This window comes from Fervidobacterium islandicum (assembly GCF_000767275.3).
In the GTDB taxonomy this organism is placed as follows: domain Bacteria; phylum Thermotogota; class Thermotogae; order Thermotogales; family Fervidobacteriaceae; genus Fervidobacterium; species Fervidobacterium islandicum.
On the sequence record NZ_CP014334.2, the window covers coordinates 453,559 to 473,805 of the forward strand.

The 20,247-nt window shown below is 40.1% G+C and carries 16 protein-coding genes; 1 reads left to right on the top strand and 15 read right to left on the bottom strand.

Annotation, left to right across the window (positions count from 1 at the left end):
- Positions 1–4: 4 nt before the first annotated feature.
- The 8 genes from NA23_RS02185 to NA23_RS02220 form a co-directional block, all read right to left on the bottom strand.
- The gene (locus tag NA23_RS02185; RefSeq protein WP_145974440.1) at positions 5–1,678 is read right to left on the bottom strand and encodes a nucleoside kinase; all 1,674 of its coding nucleotides are present in this window, start codon (positions 1,676–1,678) and stop codon (positions 5–7) included.
- A gap of 75 nt (positions 1,679–1,753) precedes the next feature.
- Positions 1,754–3,136, bottom strand: coding sequence for an Rne/Rng family ribonuclease (locus tag NA23_RS02190; protein ID WP_052107089.1), 1,383 nt, complete (start codon positions 3,134–3,136; stop codon positions 1,754–1,756).
- Between the two features lie 37 nt (positions 3,137–3,173).
- A complete protein-coding gene (locus NA23_RS02195; RefSeq protein WP_084384014.1) occupies positions 3,174–4,397 on the bottom strand; it encodes an adenosylhomocysteinase in 1,224 nt (407 codons plus the stop codon).
- 32 nt (positions 4,398–4,429) lie between these two features.
- On the bottom strand, positions 4,430–5,596 hold the full coding sequence (locus NA23_RS02200; protein ID WP_033191276.1) for a hypothetical protein: 1,167 nt from the start codon (positions 5,594–5,596) through the stop codon (positions 4,430–4,432).
- 15 nt (positions 5,597–5,611) lie between these two features.
- Positions 5,612–7,300, bottom strand: a complete 1,689-nt coding sequence (locus NA23_RS02205; protein ID WP_084384109.1) for a GspE/PulE family protein — start codon at positions 7,298–7,300, stop codon at positions 5,612–5,614.
- Between the two features lie 59 nt (positions 7,301–7,359).
- On the bottom strand, positions 7,360–8,421 hold the full coding sequence (gene ftsZ, locus NA23_RS02210) for a cell division protein FtsZ (protein WP_033191274.1): 1,062 nt from the start codon (positions 8,419–8,421) through the stop codon (positions 7,360–7,362).
- A gap of 30 nt (positions 8,422–8,451) precedes the next feature.
- Entirely contained in the window at positions 8,452–9,732 is a 1,281-nt protein-coding gene (gene ftsA / locus NA23_RS02215; RefSeq protein ID WP_033191273.1) for a cell division protein FtsA, read from the bottom strand.
- A 5-nt stretch (positions 9,733–9,737) separates the two neighbouring features.
- Positions 9,738–10,226, bottom strand: a complete 489-nt coding sequence (locus NA23_RS02220; protein WP_033191272.1) for a DUF4894 domain-containing protein — start codon at positions 10,224–10,226, stop codon at positions 9,738–9,740.
- Between the two features lie 173 nt (positions 10,227–10,399).
- Between NA23_RS02220 and NA23_RS02225 the strand changes: the two genes are divergently transcribed.
- Complete coding sequence (locus tag NA23_RS02225; protein ID WP_033191271.1) at positions 10,400–12,358, top strand: SUMF1/EgtB/PvdO family nonheme iron enzyme; 1,959 nt, start codon at positions 10,400–10,402, stop codon at positions 12,356–12,358.
- 6 nt (positions 12,359–12,364) lie between these two features.
- On the opposite strand, the gene NA23_RS02230 is transcribed toward NA23_RS02225, so the two are convergent.
- From NA23_RS02230 to NA23_RS02260, 7 genes are all read right to left on the bottom strand, one after another.
- Positions 12,365–12,940 carry a macro domain-containing protein gene (locus NA23_RS02230; protein ID WP_084384015.1) on the bottom strand — a complete coding sequence of 192 codons (576 nt, stop codon included), beginning with the start codon at positions 12,938–12,940 and terminating at the stop codon, positions 12,365–12,367.
- Complete coding sequence (locus NA23_RS02235; RefSeq protein WP_033191270.1) at positions 12,927–14,204, bottom strand: replication-associated recombination protein A; 1,278 nt, start codon at positions 14,202–14,204, stop codon at positions 12,927–12,929. Before NA23_RS02235 ends, NA23_RS02230 begins: the two co-directional genes overlap by 14 nt.
- Positions 14,170–15,105, bottom strand: coding sequence for an SDR family oxidoreductase (locus NA23_RS02240; protein WP_033191269.1), 936 nt, complete (start codon positions 15,103–15,105; stop codon positions 14,170–14,172). Before NA23_RS02240 ends, NA23_RS02235 begins: the two co-directional genes overlap by 35 nt.
- Positions 15,098–15,631 (bottom strand): metal-dependent transcriptional regulator, encoded by a 534-nt coding sequence (locus NA23_RS02245; RefSeq protein WP_084384016.1) that lies wholly within the window; start codon positions 15,629–15,631, stop codon positions 15,098–15,100. Before NA23_RS02245 ends, NA23_RS02240 begins: the two co-directional genes overlap by 8 nt.
- Before the next feature lie 37 nt (positions 15,632–15,668).
- Positions 15,669–16,262, bottom strand: coding sequence for a uracil-DNA glycosylase (locus tag NA23_RS02250; RefSeq protein ID WP_033191268.1), 594 nt, complete (start codon positions 16,260–16,262; stop codon positions 15,669–15,671).
- A gap of 290 nt (positions 16,263–16,552) precedes the next feature.
- Complete coding sequence (locus NA23_RS02255; RefSeq protein ID WP_033191267.1) at positions 16,553–18,469, bottom strand: ABC transporter ATP-binding protein; 1,917 nt, start codon at positions 18,467–18,469, stop codon at positions 16,553–16,555.
- Between the two features lie 20 nt (positions 18,470–18,489).
- The gene (locus NA23_RS02260) at positions 18,490–20,244 is read right to left on the bottom strand and encodes an ABC transporter ATP-binding protein (protein ID WP_033191266.1); all 1,755 of its coding nucleotides are present in this window, start codon (positions 20,242–20,244) and stop codon (positions 18,490–18,492) included.
- Positions 20,245–20,247: the final 3 nt, after the last annotated feature.

A 20,247-nucleotide genomic window follows, 5' to 3' on the forward strand; every position in this document is an offset into this window, starting at 1 on the left:
TGAATTAGTATCTAAACGCACTCCTACCTATGAATTCTCTTATAATGGATGTCCTTGGTATGTCTTCTATGTTTGTAATGGGCAAGAAGTAATCGAGTATCTTGAGCAGTCTATTTGCTTCGGTGGACTCCGGCACATCGTCTGGCACTACTGCAAGCAATGGTTCAGCAAAGATTTTTAGCACAGATACTTCGTAAATAAGTGCGCTGTTAAACATTACGTCCGCATTTTCTTGGTACGGGAAGATGTTCTTTTCTTCACCTCGTCTAACACTATCCCACATCCTGAGCGTTGCAAGCGCGTCGTGCCCTCTGAATTTGCTATCTCGAACCATTCTTCTTAAAAGTCTGACGTCGGTTGTGTGCAATCTGTTGACGTTATCTAAATTGAGCTGTGCGAGTGCACTTGCGTAGATCTTAAACTTCAGTTCTTCTGGTACAAGCTCTGTGAGTTTCGGATTGAGACCATGGATACCTTCAACAATAATTATTTGTTCTTTCTCTATTTTCATCTTGGTACCCACTGGTTCTCTTTTTCCCAAAACAAAGTTAAATTTCGGTATTTCGACTTCCTTACCATCAAAAAGGTCTATCAGATTCCTGTTGAACAATTCAACATCTATCGCTTCGAGTGCTTCGAAGTCGTAGTTGCCATTCTCATCACGAGGTGTTTTTTCCCTATCAACGAAGTAATCGTCCAGTGAAATTGTCACAGGCTTGAACCCACTGGCTTTCAACTGGACCATCAAACGTTTTGAGAACGTTGTCTTTCCACTTGAAGAAGGTCCAGCAATAAGGACCAATCTGACCTTACCTTTTTTCTTTATCTCCTCAGATATCATTGCTATTCTTTTTTCATGCAACGCCTCAGCTAGAATGATTAAATCGGTAACCGCCCGTTCACCTTTTGCGATTACCTCATTCAGTTCACCAACACTGTTTATCTCCATGATTTCAAGCCATCTTGAGTACTCAAGAAAGACAGCCGATAGTTTCGGTAGGGGTTTAAATGCAGGAACTGAAACGTTCCCGTCTTTAACTACAGGAAGAAGAAGCACAAAACCTTGCTCGTACTTAACAAGCTCAAACCACTTTAAATAACCCGTTGATGGCGGCATGTAGCCGTAGAAATAATCAAAGTGTCCATCTGCTTCGTACACTTTGACTGTTTTTTTCTTTCTGTATTTTAAAAGTTTTACCTTATCTTCCATTCCTGCCGATGCAAAGAGCTGTATTGCTTCGCTCTTTTGAAGCTCGTTTTTCTTAAATCTGATATCAGCTTCCACCCACTTTTTCATCTCATCAGATAAGTTCTTTACGTCGTTTTCTGTGAGAAGAACGGGGTTGTTATTGTCTCTGATTTCGCAGTACACACCGTGTCCAATTGTGTGAAGTACTTTCAAGGTATATTGTTTAAATACGTTTCTCACAGCTGCGTGTAGAATAAATAACAAACCGCGCTGGTATATTCTCATACCATCTTGAGATTCTAAAGTAATGAAGCTAACCTCACCAGAACGATATATCGGTCTGAATAACTCAACAATTGAGTTATTTAATCTCGCTCCAAGAACCATTTTTCCAGTCTTTCGTTCGTATTCTTTAGCGATATTTTCCAAAGTTCCTCCAAGAGGTATTTCGTAAGTTTCGCTATTGACATAAATTTTGAGCATTTCCATATGCTTTCCCCCTTTTTTAAAAAATTGTTTAGTCTTTTACGGTGATCGTAGCCAAAAATTATATCACAATATTTGTTATTTTTTCCAGGTAATTTCGAAATCAGCGGGGTTAACGTGAGTAAAATGAACATGGACGTTTAGTTTGGCGACTTTCTTGATTTCTTCTTTGTTAATTATCTCTCTAAAGTGTGGGTGTAATTTAACAATGACCTCTGAAACATCTTTTGGCTTTTTCTTGAGCTCGTTAAAGAGTTGTTCAATAACAAGCTCAGGACTTGGTATCGTCCCTTTGCCACTGCACACAGGACACGTTGTTGTCAAGCGTTCATCCAACGACTTGGTGGTTCTTTTCCTTGTCATTTCAAGTAATCCTAGCTGAGTGAAACCATAGATCTCAACCCTGTTTCGGTCTTTAAGTACTTCTTTCTTCATGATTTCGATTATCCTGTTTCTACTCTTTTCACTTCTCATATCGATGAAATCTATGATTATTATACCTCCTAAGTTTCTCAATCTAAGAATCCTCGCAATCTCTTTGGCAGCCTCCGCGTTTATTTGTTCAGAAAGTTCTTCATGGTCGCTTGTGGTTGTGAAATGCCCTGAATTGACGTCTATAACGACCATTGCTTCCGTTTTGTCGATCACAATCTCGCCGCCTGATGGCAACGGAATGTATCGACTTAGAATTTTCTTCAGTTCTTTGTTTATTCCAAGTTCTTCGAATACATCTCCTTCTATTATTTTCACCCGGATGTCTCTGGAATATTCTCTTATCAATTCTTTATAAGCTGCCGAGTTCGTTATTACCTCATCTACACCTTGCTTCAAGAATTCCCTAAGTACAAAAGCATCCGAATCCGATTCTTTGTAGAGTAATTTAACCTTCTTAGCCTTTTTAAATTCTTTGATCAACTCGTTCCACTTAGACAGTAGCAACTCACCTTCATGGTAAATCTGCTCTTCAGTGGCCTCCGCCGCTGCAGTTCTCATGATAAATCCGCACGAGAGTTTTTCACGTAACCGACTCCCAAGCTCTTTGAGCCTGCTCCTATCATCTTGATCTTGAATCTTCCGTGAGACTCCGATACTGTGTGAAAATGGCATCAAGACTACATACCTACCCGGTAGACCAATGTTTGTGGTTACCTGGGGGCCTTTTGTTTGTCCACCTTCTTTTTTTATTTGCACAAGCACTTTTTGACCTTCCTGGAGTTTTTTCAGACCAAAGAATTCGAGATATTCCTGTTTTATATCTTTTAATCTTAGAAAACCATTCTCATCGTTCGACAATTTGACAAACGCTGCTTCGAGTGCAGGAACAAATTTCTCTATCTTTCCGACAAAAATACTTCCCGCAACGCTTTCCTCATCTTCTGGGAAGTATATTTCAACTAATCTTCCATCTTCAAGTAGTGCAACTTGAGGTCTGTCGTCTTTCTTGTTTATAACTAATATCACACTCTACACCTCTTTATAATACTCCGCACGAGTGTATTCAAAAACTTTCCAGGTATTTTCTTTGTTCGTCGGATAGTTCGTCTATCTGTATTCCTAATGCTCTTAATTTTAACTTTGCGACCTGTTTGTCTAATTCTTCAGGATAATCGTAGACCTCGTTTTTCAGTTGTTTATATTTTTGGGAAAGGTAAATCAACGAAAAGGCTTGAAGCGCGAATGAAATGTCCATGATTTCGACTGGATGTCCGTCTGCGGCTGCCAGGTTAACCAATCTACCCTGTCCAATAACGAAAATGTCTTTACCATCGATTTCATAGCAATTAACGTTTTGTCGTATCTCGTATTTCCTAGTTGCAAGCTTTTCAAGTTTTTCAATAGGTATTTCCACATTGAAGTGTCCTGCATTTGCCAAAACTACCCCATTTTTGAGTTTGCGAATTATTTCTTCATTTAAAACATCGCGAACACCTGTGGCTGTTACTATTATGTCTGCTCTTGGAGCAAGTTCTTCGATTTTCCCTACTTCAAACCCGTCCATCAAGGCTTCTACAGCTTTGATGGGGTCAACTTCACTGACCATGACTTTAGCGCCTAAACCATGTGCACGCATCGCTATGCCTCTTCCACACCAACCGTAACCTGCTACAAGAACGTTCTTACCGGCTATGAGCAAATTCGTGTTTCGCATAATCGAATCCCAAGTTGATTGTCCTGTTCCATATCTGTTGTCAAACATGAATTTCATCTTTGCGTTGTTAACTGCTATTACAGGGACCTTCAAAATTCCCTGCACCTGAAGGTTTTTTAGCCTTCTCACTCCCGTTGTTGTTTCCTCAGAGACTCCTTTCAAGTTTTCTAAGACCTCTTGTCTTTGTGTATGTGCAAGAACCGTTAAATCGGCTCCATCATCGAGTATTAGATCTGGTTTGTAGTCGAGTATTCTATGTAAAAAACCAAAGTACTCGTTCTCGTCTTCCGTGCGCTTAGCATGAACTGTTATACCAAAGTCTTTAAGAGCCTGTGCGACATCGTCCTGTGTTGACAACGGATTACAGCCAGTTACGAAAACTTCCGCACCAAGCTTTTTCAAGGTGATCGCAAGATAAGCGGTTTTGGCTTCAAGGTGAATCGACATCCCTATTTTTAAACCACTTAGTGAGTAATCCATTTCCTGAATTAAATTCAGAAGTTTCATATGTTTTGATACCCAATCTATTTTTTGATGTCCTGACTTTTGAAGATTTTTTTCCATCTGATTCATTTTGCTCCTCCTTTTCTAATTATTCTGAACCTTTACTTCGCTACTGCTATTGGGATTTTCTTTTCAATTTTTGACTTCCCTGAAGAAAACGTAACGATGAGGTCATAGACTCCGGGTTCCGCGAACGCAAGCCTTTCCAATGTTCCAACAAAAGTTCGTCCAAACGGCAAGCAATAGAATCTTCTGTTACTGATTTCAAAGTTGTAACCTATTTTCGCTATACTGAATTGCATTTTGTCAACTTTTATGAAGCGCTCCTTATTTATTTTATTTGTTAAATAGACTTTGATTACAGGAGTCTTTCCAACAACTACTAGATCCTCGGTTTCTATGTTAAAGTCAATTTCTCTTGGAGCAGGTTCCGGCTCTTTCGTAATAGGAATTGCAGATTTAAATTCTTTTATAGTCCCGTCATTAAAATAAAGTTTGACAGCCACTTCCATAAGCCCTTCGTTTTCCGCTTTGATGTTGACGCTCGATTTAAATATATGCGATTCACCGGGGTAAAGTTTAACTTCTTCTTTTACAACTTGCTGTACCTCTTTACCTAAATAATTCCATACGATCTTTGAAAGTGAAATATTTTGCAGCTGAGTCGTTCTGTTAATTATGTACACCGAAGGCTTAAACTCTTCACCAACCAAGTAGTACGGCTCAGAGAAGATGCCATAATATATCTCTTCCTTATAAGTAAATGTTCTAGAAATTTCAGCAGGCTTTCCATTGATCTTACATTTAGAGTAGATCGTGTACGTCCCGCTTGGCAAATTTGCTAAAAAGACGTTTTCTTCCAAATTGAAAACAAGTCTCCGCCCCCGAGCATCTACAGAGCCTTGAACTGCATTTGGATACGTGAATTCGTACAGTGTTTTCGATTCGCTATAAATCTTAAAGTAAAATTCCGAAATAACGAAATTTTTCTCCGTCCGCTTCGTGTTTACAATGTAAACTCTCGCTCCAATCTTTTCGGGAGCGGTATACTCAAGTTTTGGGATTTCAATGGTCAGTTGAAGTGCATCAACGATATTGGAATAGGTCTGCGGAGAAACGTTTCTAACGAAAAAGAGAAAAGAAAATACTGCCAGTACTATTAAAACGTTGAGGAAGAGAAATTTGAAACTTCTCTTCCTCATAGCGCCGTAAGTAGTATTTATTTCTTTTTCTTTCTCTTTCCTAAACTTCTCTGGATCAAAACCCAAGAACATACCCCCTTATTATTCTTCCTCTTCTTCACCCACTACTGCTAGAATTTCTGCCATGGTTGTTTCACCATTCAGTACTTTGTACAAGCCATCTTGGAACATGCTGATCATTCCATACTTCCTTGCAGCTCTATCGAGTTCGTACGTTGACGCACCCTTTTGTACGAGCCTCCTTATCTCATCATTAACCATGAGGACTTCTGCTACAGCAGTCCTTCCTTTGTAGCCTGTGTTGTTGCAAGCTTGACATCCTTCACCGATGTATTGAACTGTGTTCATTTCTGGGAAAAGTTTTCTTGCCAGGTTTACAAATCTTTCAGGCAGGTCTCTTTCTACTTTACATTTACTACAAACTTTCCTAACCAACCTTTGGCCAATAACGCCTATAAGGGATGCCGAGATGAGTGATGGTTCGATCCCCATATTTACTAACCTGTCAATAGCTCCAGCAGCTGTATTTGTGTGCAGTGTCGACAAGACCAAGTGACCTGTCAACGATGCCTCAACAGCAAGCTGGGCAGTTTCCCTGTCTCTGATTTCACCGACCATTATGATGTCAGGGTCTTGCCTTAGGAAAGCTCGCAAATATTTAGCAAAAGTTAGTCCTATTTCAGCGTTGACTTGGCACTGAGTAATTCCTTCGACAGTATATTCCACCGGGTCTTCGGCTGTGACAATGTTCACGTCTTCCGAATTAAGCGAATTTATTATAGCTACTAAGGTTGTGGATTTACCGCTACCTGTTGGACCTGTGACAAGTATAATACCGTAAGGATGTTCTATCAGCTTTTGAATTCTCTCGTAGTTGTAAGGAGAGTAACCAAGTTCTTCGAGTTTCTTCTTTGATGAAGAGACTTTCAATAAACGCATAACCACTTTTTCACCATGAACAGAAGGCATCGTTGAAACACGTAAGTCGTACTGTTCCTCTCCGTGCTTGACAAAAAATTTTCCATCTTGCGGCAACCTTCTTTCCACTATATCAAGACCTGCCAAGATTTTTATCCTTGAAACTACCGCCGCGTGCATGTTTCTGGGGTACTCAGTAATTTTTCTCAAGACCCCATCGAGACGATATCTAACAACGACATTTCGTCTTTGTGGTTCTATATGAATATCACTCGCATCAAGCTCAATTGCATGGTCGACGATGTTGGAAACTAGCCTTACAACAGGAGTTTCCTCTTGTTCGGAGATGGTCTTTTCCTCTTCGAGCTGTTGCTGTTCTATTTCTTGCTGAGTAATTATTTCGTCAATTTCTTGAACCATTAACCCGGACGTTATGCCGTGTAGAATGTTGTTGTAGAGTGTTTCAAAGATACTTGGTGGCATAAGGCAAAAGTCAACATCTTTGCCCAATTTGAATTTTAACCTGCGTTTTATAACAGGTATATCGTAAACATTTGAGATCCCAACGATGACTTTTCCTTCCTTTTCATCGATTGGGATGATTTTCAATTCATTTATTAAATCTTTTGGGAATGACTTGGCAAACTCTTCGTTGATTTTTACTTCCCCGACACATGCTTGGATTTCGTACTGCTCAGCAAGGGCTTTTACGATATCGTCCCATGTACAGTACCCAAGCTGAATCAAAATCTCTCCAAGTGGTTTGTGTAGTTCCCTTTGCAATTCCAGTGCGTTTTGGAGTTCGGCAGGTGTGATAATTCCCTTTTCTATGAGCACGTCTCCTAGTTTCATAATCTTCTTTTCCACATCAACTCACCTCTTCTAAGAGGCTAAGAATCGAAAAGTCTTCCTTAATCTTGCCTTCCTTTATATTCGAGGCCGAATTTATAAATTGCTGGTATGTCTTCCTCAGACTTTACGAATTTTTCCTCGACATCGAAACGTGTAGCAATGACAGTCACTCTCATTTCGTCATCGGCCAACTCATCGTCGATAACCATACCAAACTTCATATCCGCATCTTCGCTGCAGGTTTGTTTTACTATCATTGCTGCTTCTTGCATTTCTTGGAGTGTCGCGTTTCGTGGAGCTGATATATTCAGTATAATGGACCTTGCATTCTCGATAGGATAGTCTAGGAACTTGCTATCAAGAGCTTTTCTCGCAGCGTCTATTACGCGCTTTTCGCCTTTTCCAACACCAATTCCGAGCATCGCATTGCCGGCATTCCTCATAACGGACTCTACATCTGCGAAGTCAAGGTTGATGTAACCACGTTTCATAATGAGATCAGATATACCGCGAACAGCTTGATGCAGGATTTCATCTGCGGTAGCAAAGGCATCAACGATAGTAGTTGATGGTGAAAGTTGTTCAAGTAGTTTGTTGTTACTTATTTTAATAAGTGTGTCGACTTTTCCTGTAATTCGCTTTACACCTTCTAAAGCCACGTTCCACCTAGGTGTTCCTTCAAAGAAGAAAGGCATAGTGATAATTGCAACCGTTAAGATGCCCAAATTTCTGGCAATCTCTGCAATAACAGGTGCAGCTCCGGTACCCGTTCCTCCGCCAAATCCAGCGGTGATGAAAAGCATGTCCGTCCCATGCAGGATCTCTTCAAGCTTTTTCCTATCTTCTAATGCAGCCTCTTCCCCAATCTTCGGATTTCCTCCTGCACCAAGGCCTTTTGTAAGTTTTTCTCCAATTTGAACTGTGACATCTGCTTTGCTTACATCAAGCACCTGAGCATCGGTGTTCACTGCGATCAGTGTGACGCCTTTCAATCCCATTTCGGCCATCCTGTTGATCGCGTTACAACCAGCTCCCCCAACCCCTATCACTTTCAACACAGGAACACCAGGTATTCTTTCAACATCTCTTTGCTTGCTTTCTTTTTCTATCATAAACGGCATGAGAATTTCCCTCCTTATCATTTTATCCAATTATCCAAATATCTTTCCAAAGGTCTCGGAGAGTTTTTTGAAAAATCCGGGACCTGATTGTCGCTTCTTTGTCCTCTCACCAACCATAGGACTGTACATATTCTGTTCCTTTTGATAAACAATAATATTCCCAAAGGCTGCAGCATAAAGAGGTGTAAATACGTTAAGCTCTGCACCTTCAGCTTTAAACATCTCCGTGTCCGCTACTGTTCCGATTCTAACGGGACATTTAAAGACTTCACTAGCGAGTGTTTCAATACGTTGTAGCATTGCTCCTCCCCCAGTCAGGACTATCCCACCGGGAATCCCAATGTTTCCAAAATCTGGATATTTTACGGTGAAGTCTTTGTAAAGTTTCTTTACACGCATGAATATTTCCCTCAGCCGTGCATATATGATTCTTGATAGGAACTCCTTATCGGTTCGTTGAATAGTTCTACCATCTAAGCCCTTGTATTCAATAGGGACTGACTCTATATCCATGTAAACAGCAACACCATACGTCTTTAGTAGCCTTTCTGCTTCTTGTAAAGACGTCTTCAGAACAATAGCGATGTCTTTTAAAACGTTTTTCATGGATATATCAATTCTTTCCATCTCCAAAGGCGTGTTTGCGTAGTACAGGGTTACAGTTGTGTGATTATAACCTAAATCCACATGGACAACTCCTCTATCTTTCTCAACGTTTGATAGCACGGCTTCTGCATTTGATACAAAGGAAATATAATACTCCGCTTCACCAAGGATATCTTTTGTTGCATATTCGACAACATTTCTGTACTTCTCCGAACCCATTACAACTGTGTAGATTGCAGCAACTTTTCTTGTCTTCATGCCTATGGGATTGACAACAATCTTATTATCATCAAGCACGTATTTTTTTACAAAGAGATGCAGCGAGTTCCTCTCGTTGTTTGGGAAAAGGTCCGCAAGTAAATTGTCGGTAAGTTTCATTACGTGCTCTTCAGAAACGTATGCTTCTTCTTTTTCCGTCAATATGAGCTCTTCAGTGATTTCAGTAAGGGTGAAGTCGCCACAACTGGAAGAAACTAAAAGTTCCCCTCTAAGCTCTTTGCCCAACTGTTCTTCTAAGTCTTCAACAATCTGACCCATTGATTCGTTTAAAGCAATGACATCTTTGATTTCACCATTTTCTATACCCCTAGTTTTAACATTTGAAAAAGCCAATACGTTTCCGAATCCTTCGCTGAAATCAACCACGATACCTTTGATACTATCGTTTCCGATATCCAAAGAAACGATCTCTCGTGATTTAGGCATAATCCTCACCCCTTTATTGTATAAATTTTTCCATTCTTGAATAAGTATACTTTCTTAGGATCCATATACTGCCATGCCAAAGCTAGTGTGTTCAGACAAGATTGGATATCAATAATGTCTGTAATATAAACTATTGAGGAGTTCCTTGTTACAATGTATTTTTCTTTAAGATTGATTTCAAACACGCCTGTTGGGATTTTCTGAGGCAAATATTTCAAAAACGGGCTATCGATTTTTCCTTGTATTAAATCGATGTTGAAACCTGTTACAAAAGGTGCAGCCTCCAGCAGTGATTTCCCATCATCTGGATAAATATCATATATACGACCTGCTGTGTTGACTTTCCAAAAGCGTCCATCGTATGAAATAGAGAACCAGTAAGTTGACGGTTGTTCTGTAGTTATTGAAAAGGTTTTGTAAGATTTTAGGTTATATGATGAAAAAAATAGCAAAACAACGTAAAGGGTAACAATCAATAAATACCTTCCTGCCATTTTCTACTCCCATTTTTTTCATTTGGTTTTTGACGATAAGTTTCTAATACTTTAGAAACAAGAATTGCTAAACATATTTTACCACAAATTTTCTATTTAAGTGAAGAAGTTTTTTGTGTTCTGGTATAATATATTAGATACGATGATACGATGTCAAAAGGGAGGTTTGAGCTATGAAACTGAACAAATATCTGTTAACAGTTATTTTATTTATTATGTATTTTTCGGTCTTGTCTATAGTCCTTGCCGTTACGATAGTTTACAAAGACAGTTCAACGATTGAGGGTGACTTGGAAGATATGAACAACAAGTATGTCGTTGTAAGTAACGCACTTGGCAAAATCCAGATACCGGTAGATAATGTAAAAGCTATCATCTTCAGAAATCATAACATGTTTCAAACTGGCCGTGAAGTTTCCATAGGTGGAAAAAAGTACGAAGGGTATGCTACCGAACTCTCAAAAGAATACGTAACAGTCACTACGTGGTTTGGAAACGTTAAGGTAAATTTGAAGTCAGATATTTTGGATTTCATAGGCTTTGAAAAAGTTGATTTTCCTAATGTCCCGTTGGAAACGTATTTCCAAGTTGAATTATCGTTAAACGAATATTACGTTTGCTCTTTAAAAAGTGGTGAAATGATCGTTGGGACCCAACTCAGCTCAAATAACGATTATCTCATTGTTTCTGACAACTATAGAAACACGTTCTACATATTGAAAGGGGCCGTAGAGGATTTATACATACCTTACAAATACGCTAAGGGCTATGATCTGGTCGTGCTTAGTACGGGACGTAAGTTGTATGGTGTAGTTAAGAAACTTTCGGAAACGCAGTATGAGGTTTCTGGACAATGGGGTAAAGTTGTTGTCAACCAGGGAGAAATCCTGTTCACGACCTATAAGGAAACGAAGGAGCAGGTTGTACAGCCTGTTCAACCAACTCCAAAGGTAGAACCTGCTCCAAACCTTCTTGATAGACTCATTTACGACAAAGATGGGGTTGCAGTGGTTGTGGCGGACAGTCCTATAAAAGTCGAAGGGAAAGAAATCAAAAGGATAAACATCTATCCGAGGCAAATTGTTGATCCGAGGACGGGAATTGTGTTCGTCCTTGTTCCTGGTGGAGTATTCAAAATGGGAGCGGACACTTCTTGGGGAAGCGTCGACGATGATGAGCTTCCACAACGCGAAGTTTATGTTTCAGCATTTTATATATCCAAATACCCAATCACGGTAAAGCAGTACTTAGACTTCCTTAAAGCTTCTCAGACAAGTTCTAGTGTTGTTTACGGAAAACAGATAAGTCCTGTTGAAATCGATTTCCTGAGTCAAAAAGTTAGAGTGAGTTACAACGCTCCACAAGCCCTTCTTAACAGTCCGATAACTGGTATAAACTATCTCTCAGCAAAGGCATACTGCGATTGGGCAGGCTATCAACTCCCTACTGAAGCACAATGGGAGAAGGCGGCAAGGGGTACGGATGGAAGGAGATATCCGTGGGGTAATAGTAGACCAACCACATATAACGATGGTAAGAAGGATTACCCTGTTGATATGTTTGAAGAAACCGACGTATCCCCATACGGTGTAGTAAATATGTACGGTTATCCTATTGAAATTTGCAGGGATTACTACAGCAAGGATGCATACAAAAAGCTGCCTAAGGATGATCCGCTAAATACCACGGGAACTTACGTGGTTGGTAGGACAGGTGTTCTGACTGGTAGAATAACCGACAGAATTCCGATCCTTCCATCCGAACCAAGAGACGATACAACTTTTAGAGTGGTACTGAGCGTTGAAGAAGCACTTGACATTTCAAAGAAGCCACTTAATAACAAACTTGTCGGAATAACATGGTTTATTGTGAATGACAATATAAAGAAACAATACAGCGTAAAATCCGAAGGTCTCTACGTAGCGTACGTAGAGTCCGGCTCACCGGCACAACTAGCTGGCGTAAAGACTGGAGATGTGATTGTAAAGATAGACGGAAAAGCTATTAAGTCACAAGATGATGCACTGAAGGCACTCTCAGGAAAAAAACAAGGAGACGTTTCGGTTCTCACAATCGAAAGAGCAGGGAAAACTCTGGAAATAAAGATTAAGCTTGGAATTTGGTTGTTCTAAAAAGCGTTAATTATCCTGGGAGAAACTTTTTTTCAAAAATGTTTCCATGAGTTTCTGAACTTTCGAACTGTCTATATCGCAAAAGGTAACTAATTTTATTGGGCCACTGTAATTTGAAAAGAAATTCAGAGTCTTATCAACACAAATTTTGATGAAATTCTCAAAAGGATATCCAAAGATTCCGGTTCCCACAAAAGGAATAGCAAGAGAAGTAATGTTTAGTTCATCGGCTTTCGAGAATACGTTCTCGAAAGCTTTTTTCATTATTTCATCATTCCCTTCCTTATTTCCTATGGGCCCAACTGTGTGAATCACGTACTTGGCCTTTAGATTTCCTGCACCAGTAACTGCAACGCCACCTGGTGGAACAGGTCCGTTTTTCCTCACAAATTCGTCGCTCTCTTCTTGAATCGCAGGTCCGCCAGCCCGTGATATAGCACCTGCCACTCCTCCACCATGCTGCAGGTATGAATTTGCCGCGTTCACAATAGCATCAACGTCTAACTTTGTTATATCACCAACCACGAATTGGATTTCAACATTACCGATGCGAACGTTACCTTTTAATTCAAAAGTTCTCACGCTGCGCACCTCCCTTGTCTACTTCCTTTTTGCCGTCTTGACTTTCAGAAGGAAACCGTTCTTTCCATAGTTTTTTATAAACTTCTGCCAGCTTTGCTTCCTTTGCAATGTTTTTTGGTATATAAATTCTTTCGGTTATTTGCTTTGGCATGTACGTTTGTTTTATGAAGCCTCCATACGAGTGTGGGTATTTGTAACCACTATTTTCGACGTTCAGTAGATGTCTCGGCACAGGTAGGTTCATCGTCTTTTGAGCTAACTGTTGTGCTTTCATGACTGCCTCGTAACTTGAGTTACTCTTTGGAGCCAATGCCAAGTAAATCACACATTCTGAAAGGTTTATTATGCATTCTGGCAAACCGACACTTTCCACAGCCTGACTTGTAGCGGTTGCGAGGACCAAAGCAAATGGGTCAGCCAACCCCACGTCTTCGCTCGCTAAAATAACAAGTCTTCTAGCAATAAAACGTGGATCTTCCCCTCCTTCGATCATACGCATCATGTAGTACAAAGCGGCATCCGGGTCGCTACCTCTGATACTTTTAATGAAAGCTGAAGCAAGGTTGTAGTGCTCTTTGTCGGTGTATTTTGTATATCCTTCTCCAAGGTACATATTTAAAACAGCATCGTCTATAACATCTTTGCCTTGAGTTTTTGCAATGTTTGAGAGCAACTCGTAGGAGTTTAGCAAAAACCGAGCATCTCCGTTTGACGAATTTATAAGATATGCCTTACTGGATTCACTTACACGGATTCCCGTATGATTCACAGCCTTTTCCAAGATTTTTGAAAGGTCTTCGTTACTTAACCTTCTAAATCTCAAAACCCTACAACGAGAAAGGAGCGCTGGATTGATAGCATGTTCAGGGCTTTCGGTTGTTGTACCGTACAGTACGTAGACTCCGGCTTCAACTCCGGGCAAAAACACATCTTGTTGTTTCCGATTGAATCTATGGATTTCATCGATAAAAATTAATATCTTTTTGATCCCTCTGACGTTGTACGCGTAATGTTCCAATTTTTTGATTTCCTCAACAGATGTGAAAGCTGCATTCAATTGATAAATTTCATAGTCAGTGTAATTTCGTATTAACTGTAAAACAGAACTTTTACCAGTTCCCGGAGGACCGGCAAGGATGGCTGAAAATAGTTGATTTTGCTCTATAGATATACGCAAAAGAGCACCTTGTCCGAGAAGGTGCTCTTGTCCGACAAATTCTTCAAAAGTCTTAGGCCTGAGTATTTCGCTTAAACCATTCGACAGTTTCCCTCAACCCCTGTTCTAATGTGTGTTTTGGTTCCCATTTGAGTTCTATCCATGCTCTGTTATAACAAAGCACACTTTTGCGGATATCTCCTTTTCTGTGAGGTCCATATATTGGGTCTTTTTTGTAGCCTGTTAGTTTCTTGAGTATCTTGAAAAGTTCATTTGTCGTCGTTCCTGTCGCGGTGCCGATATTGATTACCAAACCGTCTCCCTTTTCCATGGCACGTATGTTAGCGTCAACAACATCTTCGACATACACGTAATCCCTGACGTATTCTCCGTCACCAAAAATCGTACAATCCTCTCCTTTTAGCATTTTGGAAGTAAAGATTGCAACAACACCTGCTTCGCCATACGGGTCCTGCCTTGGACCATAAACGTTACCGTATCTAAGAACTGTATATTTAAGACCAAATTCTTTGCTGAAAAACCTCAAATAGTTCTCAACGCTAAACTTTGCGATACCATATGGAGAAATTGGTTGTGGGAACACGCTCTCGGGTGTTGGAAAGACTTTTACCTCTTCTCCATATATAGCTCCACCTGTTGAAGAAAAGATAAACTTTTTGACGTTGTTTTCAACAGAAGCCTTTATTAGATTCAAACTGCCAATTATATTCACGTTTGCATCTTTAACAGGGTCTTTAACAGAAACTGCGACACTTGCCTGAGCTGCCAAGTGGAATACGTATTCAAATTTCTCTTCAGCAAACAACCTACTAATTGCCTCGCCATCGTAAATGTCCATCTCGTAGAACTTCGCTTTTGGATTTACGTTCTCCCTTTTTCCTGTAGACAGGTTATCAACAACCACAACCTCGTGAGCAAGTTCAACGAGCTTGTCGGTTAAGTGCGAACCGATGAATCCGGCCCCTCCCGTGACCAAAATTTTACTCATAATCTTCGTCCTCCTTTATTTTTCCTTTTAGTCTATATGCTTCTTCTGGAAGCTCCGTATTCTTCCTTTGCTCTTGGATGAACTTTTCAAGTTCTTCCGCTTTGTCTTTGGTAAAATCGATGAGAATAGAATAGAATTTCCTCAGCTTTCTGCGAGTATCAGCATCTAAGTCGTAAACCATTAGACTTGCAATCTGTTCAGCCTTCTTTTCAGGGATTCCAACAACGTACATGAAAAAGTATTTGATTCTTGATTCTCCAGACTTAAGCATCTGCGCAATTCTAAGACCACGCGGTGTCAATTTGGCAAATCCATATCTTTTATGGTCAACTAGACCTAACGAGACAAGTTTTTTAACAGCATTGGTGGCACTGGCATAAGACACGCCTTTTGATTTGGCTATATCACTTATGCGTGCAACTCCTTCTTTTTCCATAAGGTTGTATATCGTTGATATGTAGCTCATAACGGTTGGCGTTAGCTTCTCGTGTTTCTCGAGTTTTTGTTCCCTGAGTTCATTACTCACGTTCGTTCCTCCCTTGAAGTTTTATCATTTTCAAATATTAAATGTTTCCCTTCAAGAACTCGTCGTAATATTTTCTAACCTTTTTTATATCTTGCCAGGTCAAATCTTTTGGACTTCCCTTCTCCTTTGACGGGTTCCTCAGCAAGTAACTTGGATGGAACATCGGAAAGATAATTATTCCACCCTTCCAAACGAATTCTTTCCCGCGAATTTTAGTAATTGGTTCGTCTTTACCAAGGAAAAACGATGCAGCAGTGCTACCAAGCGGCACTATCATCCTGGGGTTTATAACCTCTATCTGCGCAATTAAAAAAGGAGAGCAAGATTGGATTTCCATAGGAGTAGGAACCCTGTTGTTGGGTGGTCGGCATTTTACGACGTTCGTTATATAAACATCCTCACGCTTGATATTAACAGATTCTAATATCTTTGTCAAAAGTTGCCCTGCCTTTCCTACAAAAGGTCTCCCTTGCTTGTCTTCTTCTTCACCCGGCCCTTCACCGACAAACATTATCGGTGAATGGAGATTACCTTCACCTGGTACGACGTTGGTTCTTTGTAACCAAAGAGGGCAGGCTTGACACTCATGTATCCTCTGTTCGATTATTGCCATAAGTTCTTCTTTTTTCATTTCCAGTTATCTCCCCCACTTCAGTTTTAGTTCCGTTGTACAAAAAGGGGCACAAAATTAAGGTTTTTGGAGAAAGTGAAATTTAGAAAAACAAAGTTTAACTAACAATTTTATTATACCACAGAGCAGTCAACTAAATCAATAGTCAAAAGAAGTTTTTCGCTGATTTTTGCTACGTTTAATTAAAAGCGCTACCACTTCACAACGGTAGCGCCAATAAGTGCTTTTTGTTTACGAAAAGAAAGTTAGCTTGAAAGGATTTCTCACATTTGTATGGGTTGCTATGAAAGTTAGGCAGTTTCAACGACAGCTCCTAGGAACTGACTTCTGTAAAGTTCAGCATAAAATCCGTTTTTGAGCAGGAGTTCTTCGTGTTTCCCTATTTCGATGATTTTTCCTTCGTTCATAACTAGGATAATATCTGCGTTCTTAATCGTTGATAACCTGTGTGCAACGACGAAAGAAGTTCTACCTTTCATAATATCCCGCATTGCTCTCTGGATATAAACTTCGGTAAGTGTGTCGACATTACTCGTTGCTTCGTCGAGAATCAAAATATCAGGATTAGCTAAGAATGCTCTTGCGATGGTGATGAGTTGCTTTTCACCTTGGGAGATGTTGGAGCTGTCCTCACCTATCACGGTATCATAGCCATCTGGAAGTGCCATTATGAAATGGTGCACGTGTGCCATCTTTGCTGCGTTGATTATCTCTTCTTCCGTTGCCCCATCCTTACCGTACGCTATGTTTTCCATTATGGTCCCACTGAAGAGCCATGTATCTTGCAAAACCATACCAAAATGTTTTCTCAAATTGTATTTCTTGATATCCCTGATGTCAATTCCGTCAACCTTTATACTACCACCTTGGATTTCGTAGAATCTCATCATCAAGTTGACAAGAGTTGTCTTACCAGCACCTGTTGGGCCAACGATAGCAACCATTTGACCACTTTTAACATCGATATTTAGGTTTTCAATCAATGGTTTATCTGGAACGTAGCTGAACTTGACATTCTCAAATTTAACGTCACCTTGTACTTTTTCTAATTCAATTGCATCTGGTTTATCCGGAGCTTCTTCCTCTTCTTCGAGTATTTCAAAGACCCTTTCTGCAGCTGCTAAAGTGGACTGAATCATGTTGACGATATTGGCAATTTGAACTATTGGCTGATTGAACTGTCTTGAATACTGAATAAACGCCTGAACATCGCCAACAGTTATTGCTTTCTTTGTGACCAAGATACCACCGCCTACAGCTACTATTATGTAACCGAGATTACCGATGAAATTCATTACGGGCATTATTATACCTGATATGAACTGTGCCTTCTTGCTCTCTTTGTAAAGCTTTTCGTTTATTTCTTTGAACCTTCTAACTTCGTCGTTTTCCCGTCCATAAGTCTTAACAGCCAAAAAACCCCCGTACACTTCTTCCGCCCTTCCGGTTATTTCACCAAGGTATTTTTGCTGTGCAGCAAAATACTTTTGCGATTTTTTAGCTATGTGCACTGTAACCAACGCACTCAATGGTAAGGTTATAAGCGTAAGCAAAGTCAGTTTAAGATTGATGGTAATCATCATATAAGTTATACCAACGATAGTGACAATACCCGATATGAACTGCGTTAAGCTCTGCTGTAGAGTGTTACTAATAAGGTCGACGTCGTTTGTCACACGGCTTATTATATCTCCGTGCGAACGGCCATCGTAAAACTTCAGTGGAAGCCTTTCGAGTTTGTTGTTAATATCTTCTCGCATCTTTCTGACGACTTTCTGGGTGATGCCGGCCATCATGTAACCTTGAAGAAAGTTCAGTAATGCAGCAACAGAATACAGAATCGCAACGTTCAGAAGAATGCTAGAGATCTTATCGAAATCCATTTTCGTTTTCAGAAAGCCAGATAACGGAGTTTTTCTGAGCATAATGACTCTGAATATCTCCGTCGTAGCTTGTCCAAGCACTTTTGGAGCTTTTATTGTTAGTATCGTTGCGACTATTGTGAGAGCGAACACGATTATAATACCAACCATGTGTGGGCGAAGGTATTTTAGTAGTTTCCGAGTAGTGTTTTTAAATTCTTTTGGCTTTTCACCACCACGTGCAAACGAGGGACCTCCAGGTCCACCAGGCCCCATTGGTCTTACTGGTTTTGCATGGCTTACATTTGGTCTTGATGGCTGTTCCATTCTTTTTTCTTCACTCATGACTTTTCCTCCCTTCGTTGTCAGATGGCTTCTTCTTTTGAAAGTTGTGAGTAGACTATGTCTCGGTATACTTCATTTGTCTTAATTAATTCAGAATGAGTACCAATTCCAACGATTTTTCCATCCTTCAAGACAATTATCTGGTCGGCGTTCAATATTGTCGCAACCCTTTGTGCTACAACAATAACGGTTGCATCTTTCGATTCTTTGAATAGTCTCAACCTTATTTTTGCATCCGTTTTGAAATCAAGTGCACTGAATGTATCATCGAAGAGGTATATTTTCGGCGCACCCGCTATAGCTCTCGCCAATGATATTCTTTGTTTCTGACCTCCTGATAAGTTCAATCCCGCTTGCTCAATTTGGTAATCGAGCCCTTCTGGATATTTCGAGGCGAATTCGAGCACTTGAGCAATATCAGCTGCTCTCAAAATCATGTCGTCTGTTACCCAATCACGTCCGAATTTGATATTTTCTTTAATCGTCCCGGTGAAAATTATGGGTTTTTGTGTAGCGTAGCCTATCACCTTTCTTAACACATCAAATGGAATCTCACGTACATCTATGCCATCTATTTTCACACTTCCTGATGTAACATCATAAAAGCGTGGGATTAGATTCAAAAGAGTTGTCTTACCAGAGCCTGTAGAACCTATTATCGCAGTTATTTTTCCGGGTTCTGCTTTGAATGAAATTTCACTCAGCACGGGTTCTTTTGCTCCAGGATAAGCGAATGTGACGTTATCAAATTCTACAATACCTTTGATATCCGATTTGTCAGAGCTTTCAAACCATGTGAGCGTTTGTTTCCCTGATGCCCGAGGATCTACTACTTTTGGCTCAACACTTAGAACCTCACTTATCCTCTTTGCAGATACGCTGGCTCTCGGCAAAAAGATGAAAATTACGGATATCATTATGAAAGAAAACATGATTTGCATAACGTACTGCATAACGGCCATCATCTGACCCACTTGCAAATTCCCAGCATCGATTTGCTTGGCGCCGAACCATATGATTGACAGTGTAGTGAAGTTCATAACGATCATCAAATAAGGAAAGAGTAAAGAAGCCATCCTATTTACCCACAACGCTGTCTTGGTCAAATCCCAGTTGGCTTGTGAAAATCTCTTCTTTTCATGTCCTTCCTTATTGAATGCCCTGATTACGCGAATACCAGTTACGCGTTCGCGAACAACAAGGTTAAGTCTATCTATCTTCTTTTGCATACTCTTAAAAAGTGGCGCTACAATGCCGGCAATTATTCCTAAGCCACCTAACATAACTGGCAGTGATATAGCAAGTATGCTTGTCAACTTAGCATCCTTGTTCACAGCCATTATGATTCCACCAACAGCCATAATTGGTGCCATAACTACCATTCTAAGGATCATAACAGTAGCTTGTTGTATCTGGACGACATCGTTAGTTGTTCTGGTTATAAGTGAAGACGTGCTAAACTTGTTCATTTCTTCAAGCGAAAATGAAGAGACTTTTTCAAAGACCGAGTTTCTCAAGTCCCTTCCAATTCCCATACTTACAATTGAAGATGTATAACTTGCAACGACAGCTGCCAGAACACTCACCAAAGAAACAAGCAACATTCTCCAACCAACGCTCCAAATGTAATCTACATCTCCGCGTGTGATACCCTTATCGACTATATTTGACATCAAGTCTGGCAGGTATAGTGAAATAATAGACTGGACGGCTACCAGTGCAATTGTAATAGTAATCAGAAACCAGTACTTCTTGAAAGTCATCTTTAATATCATGTC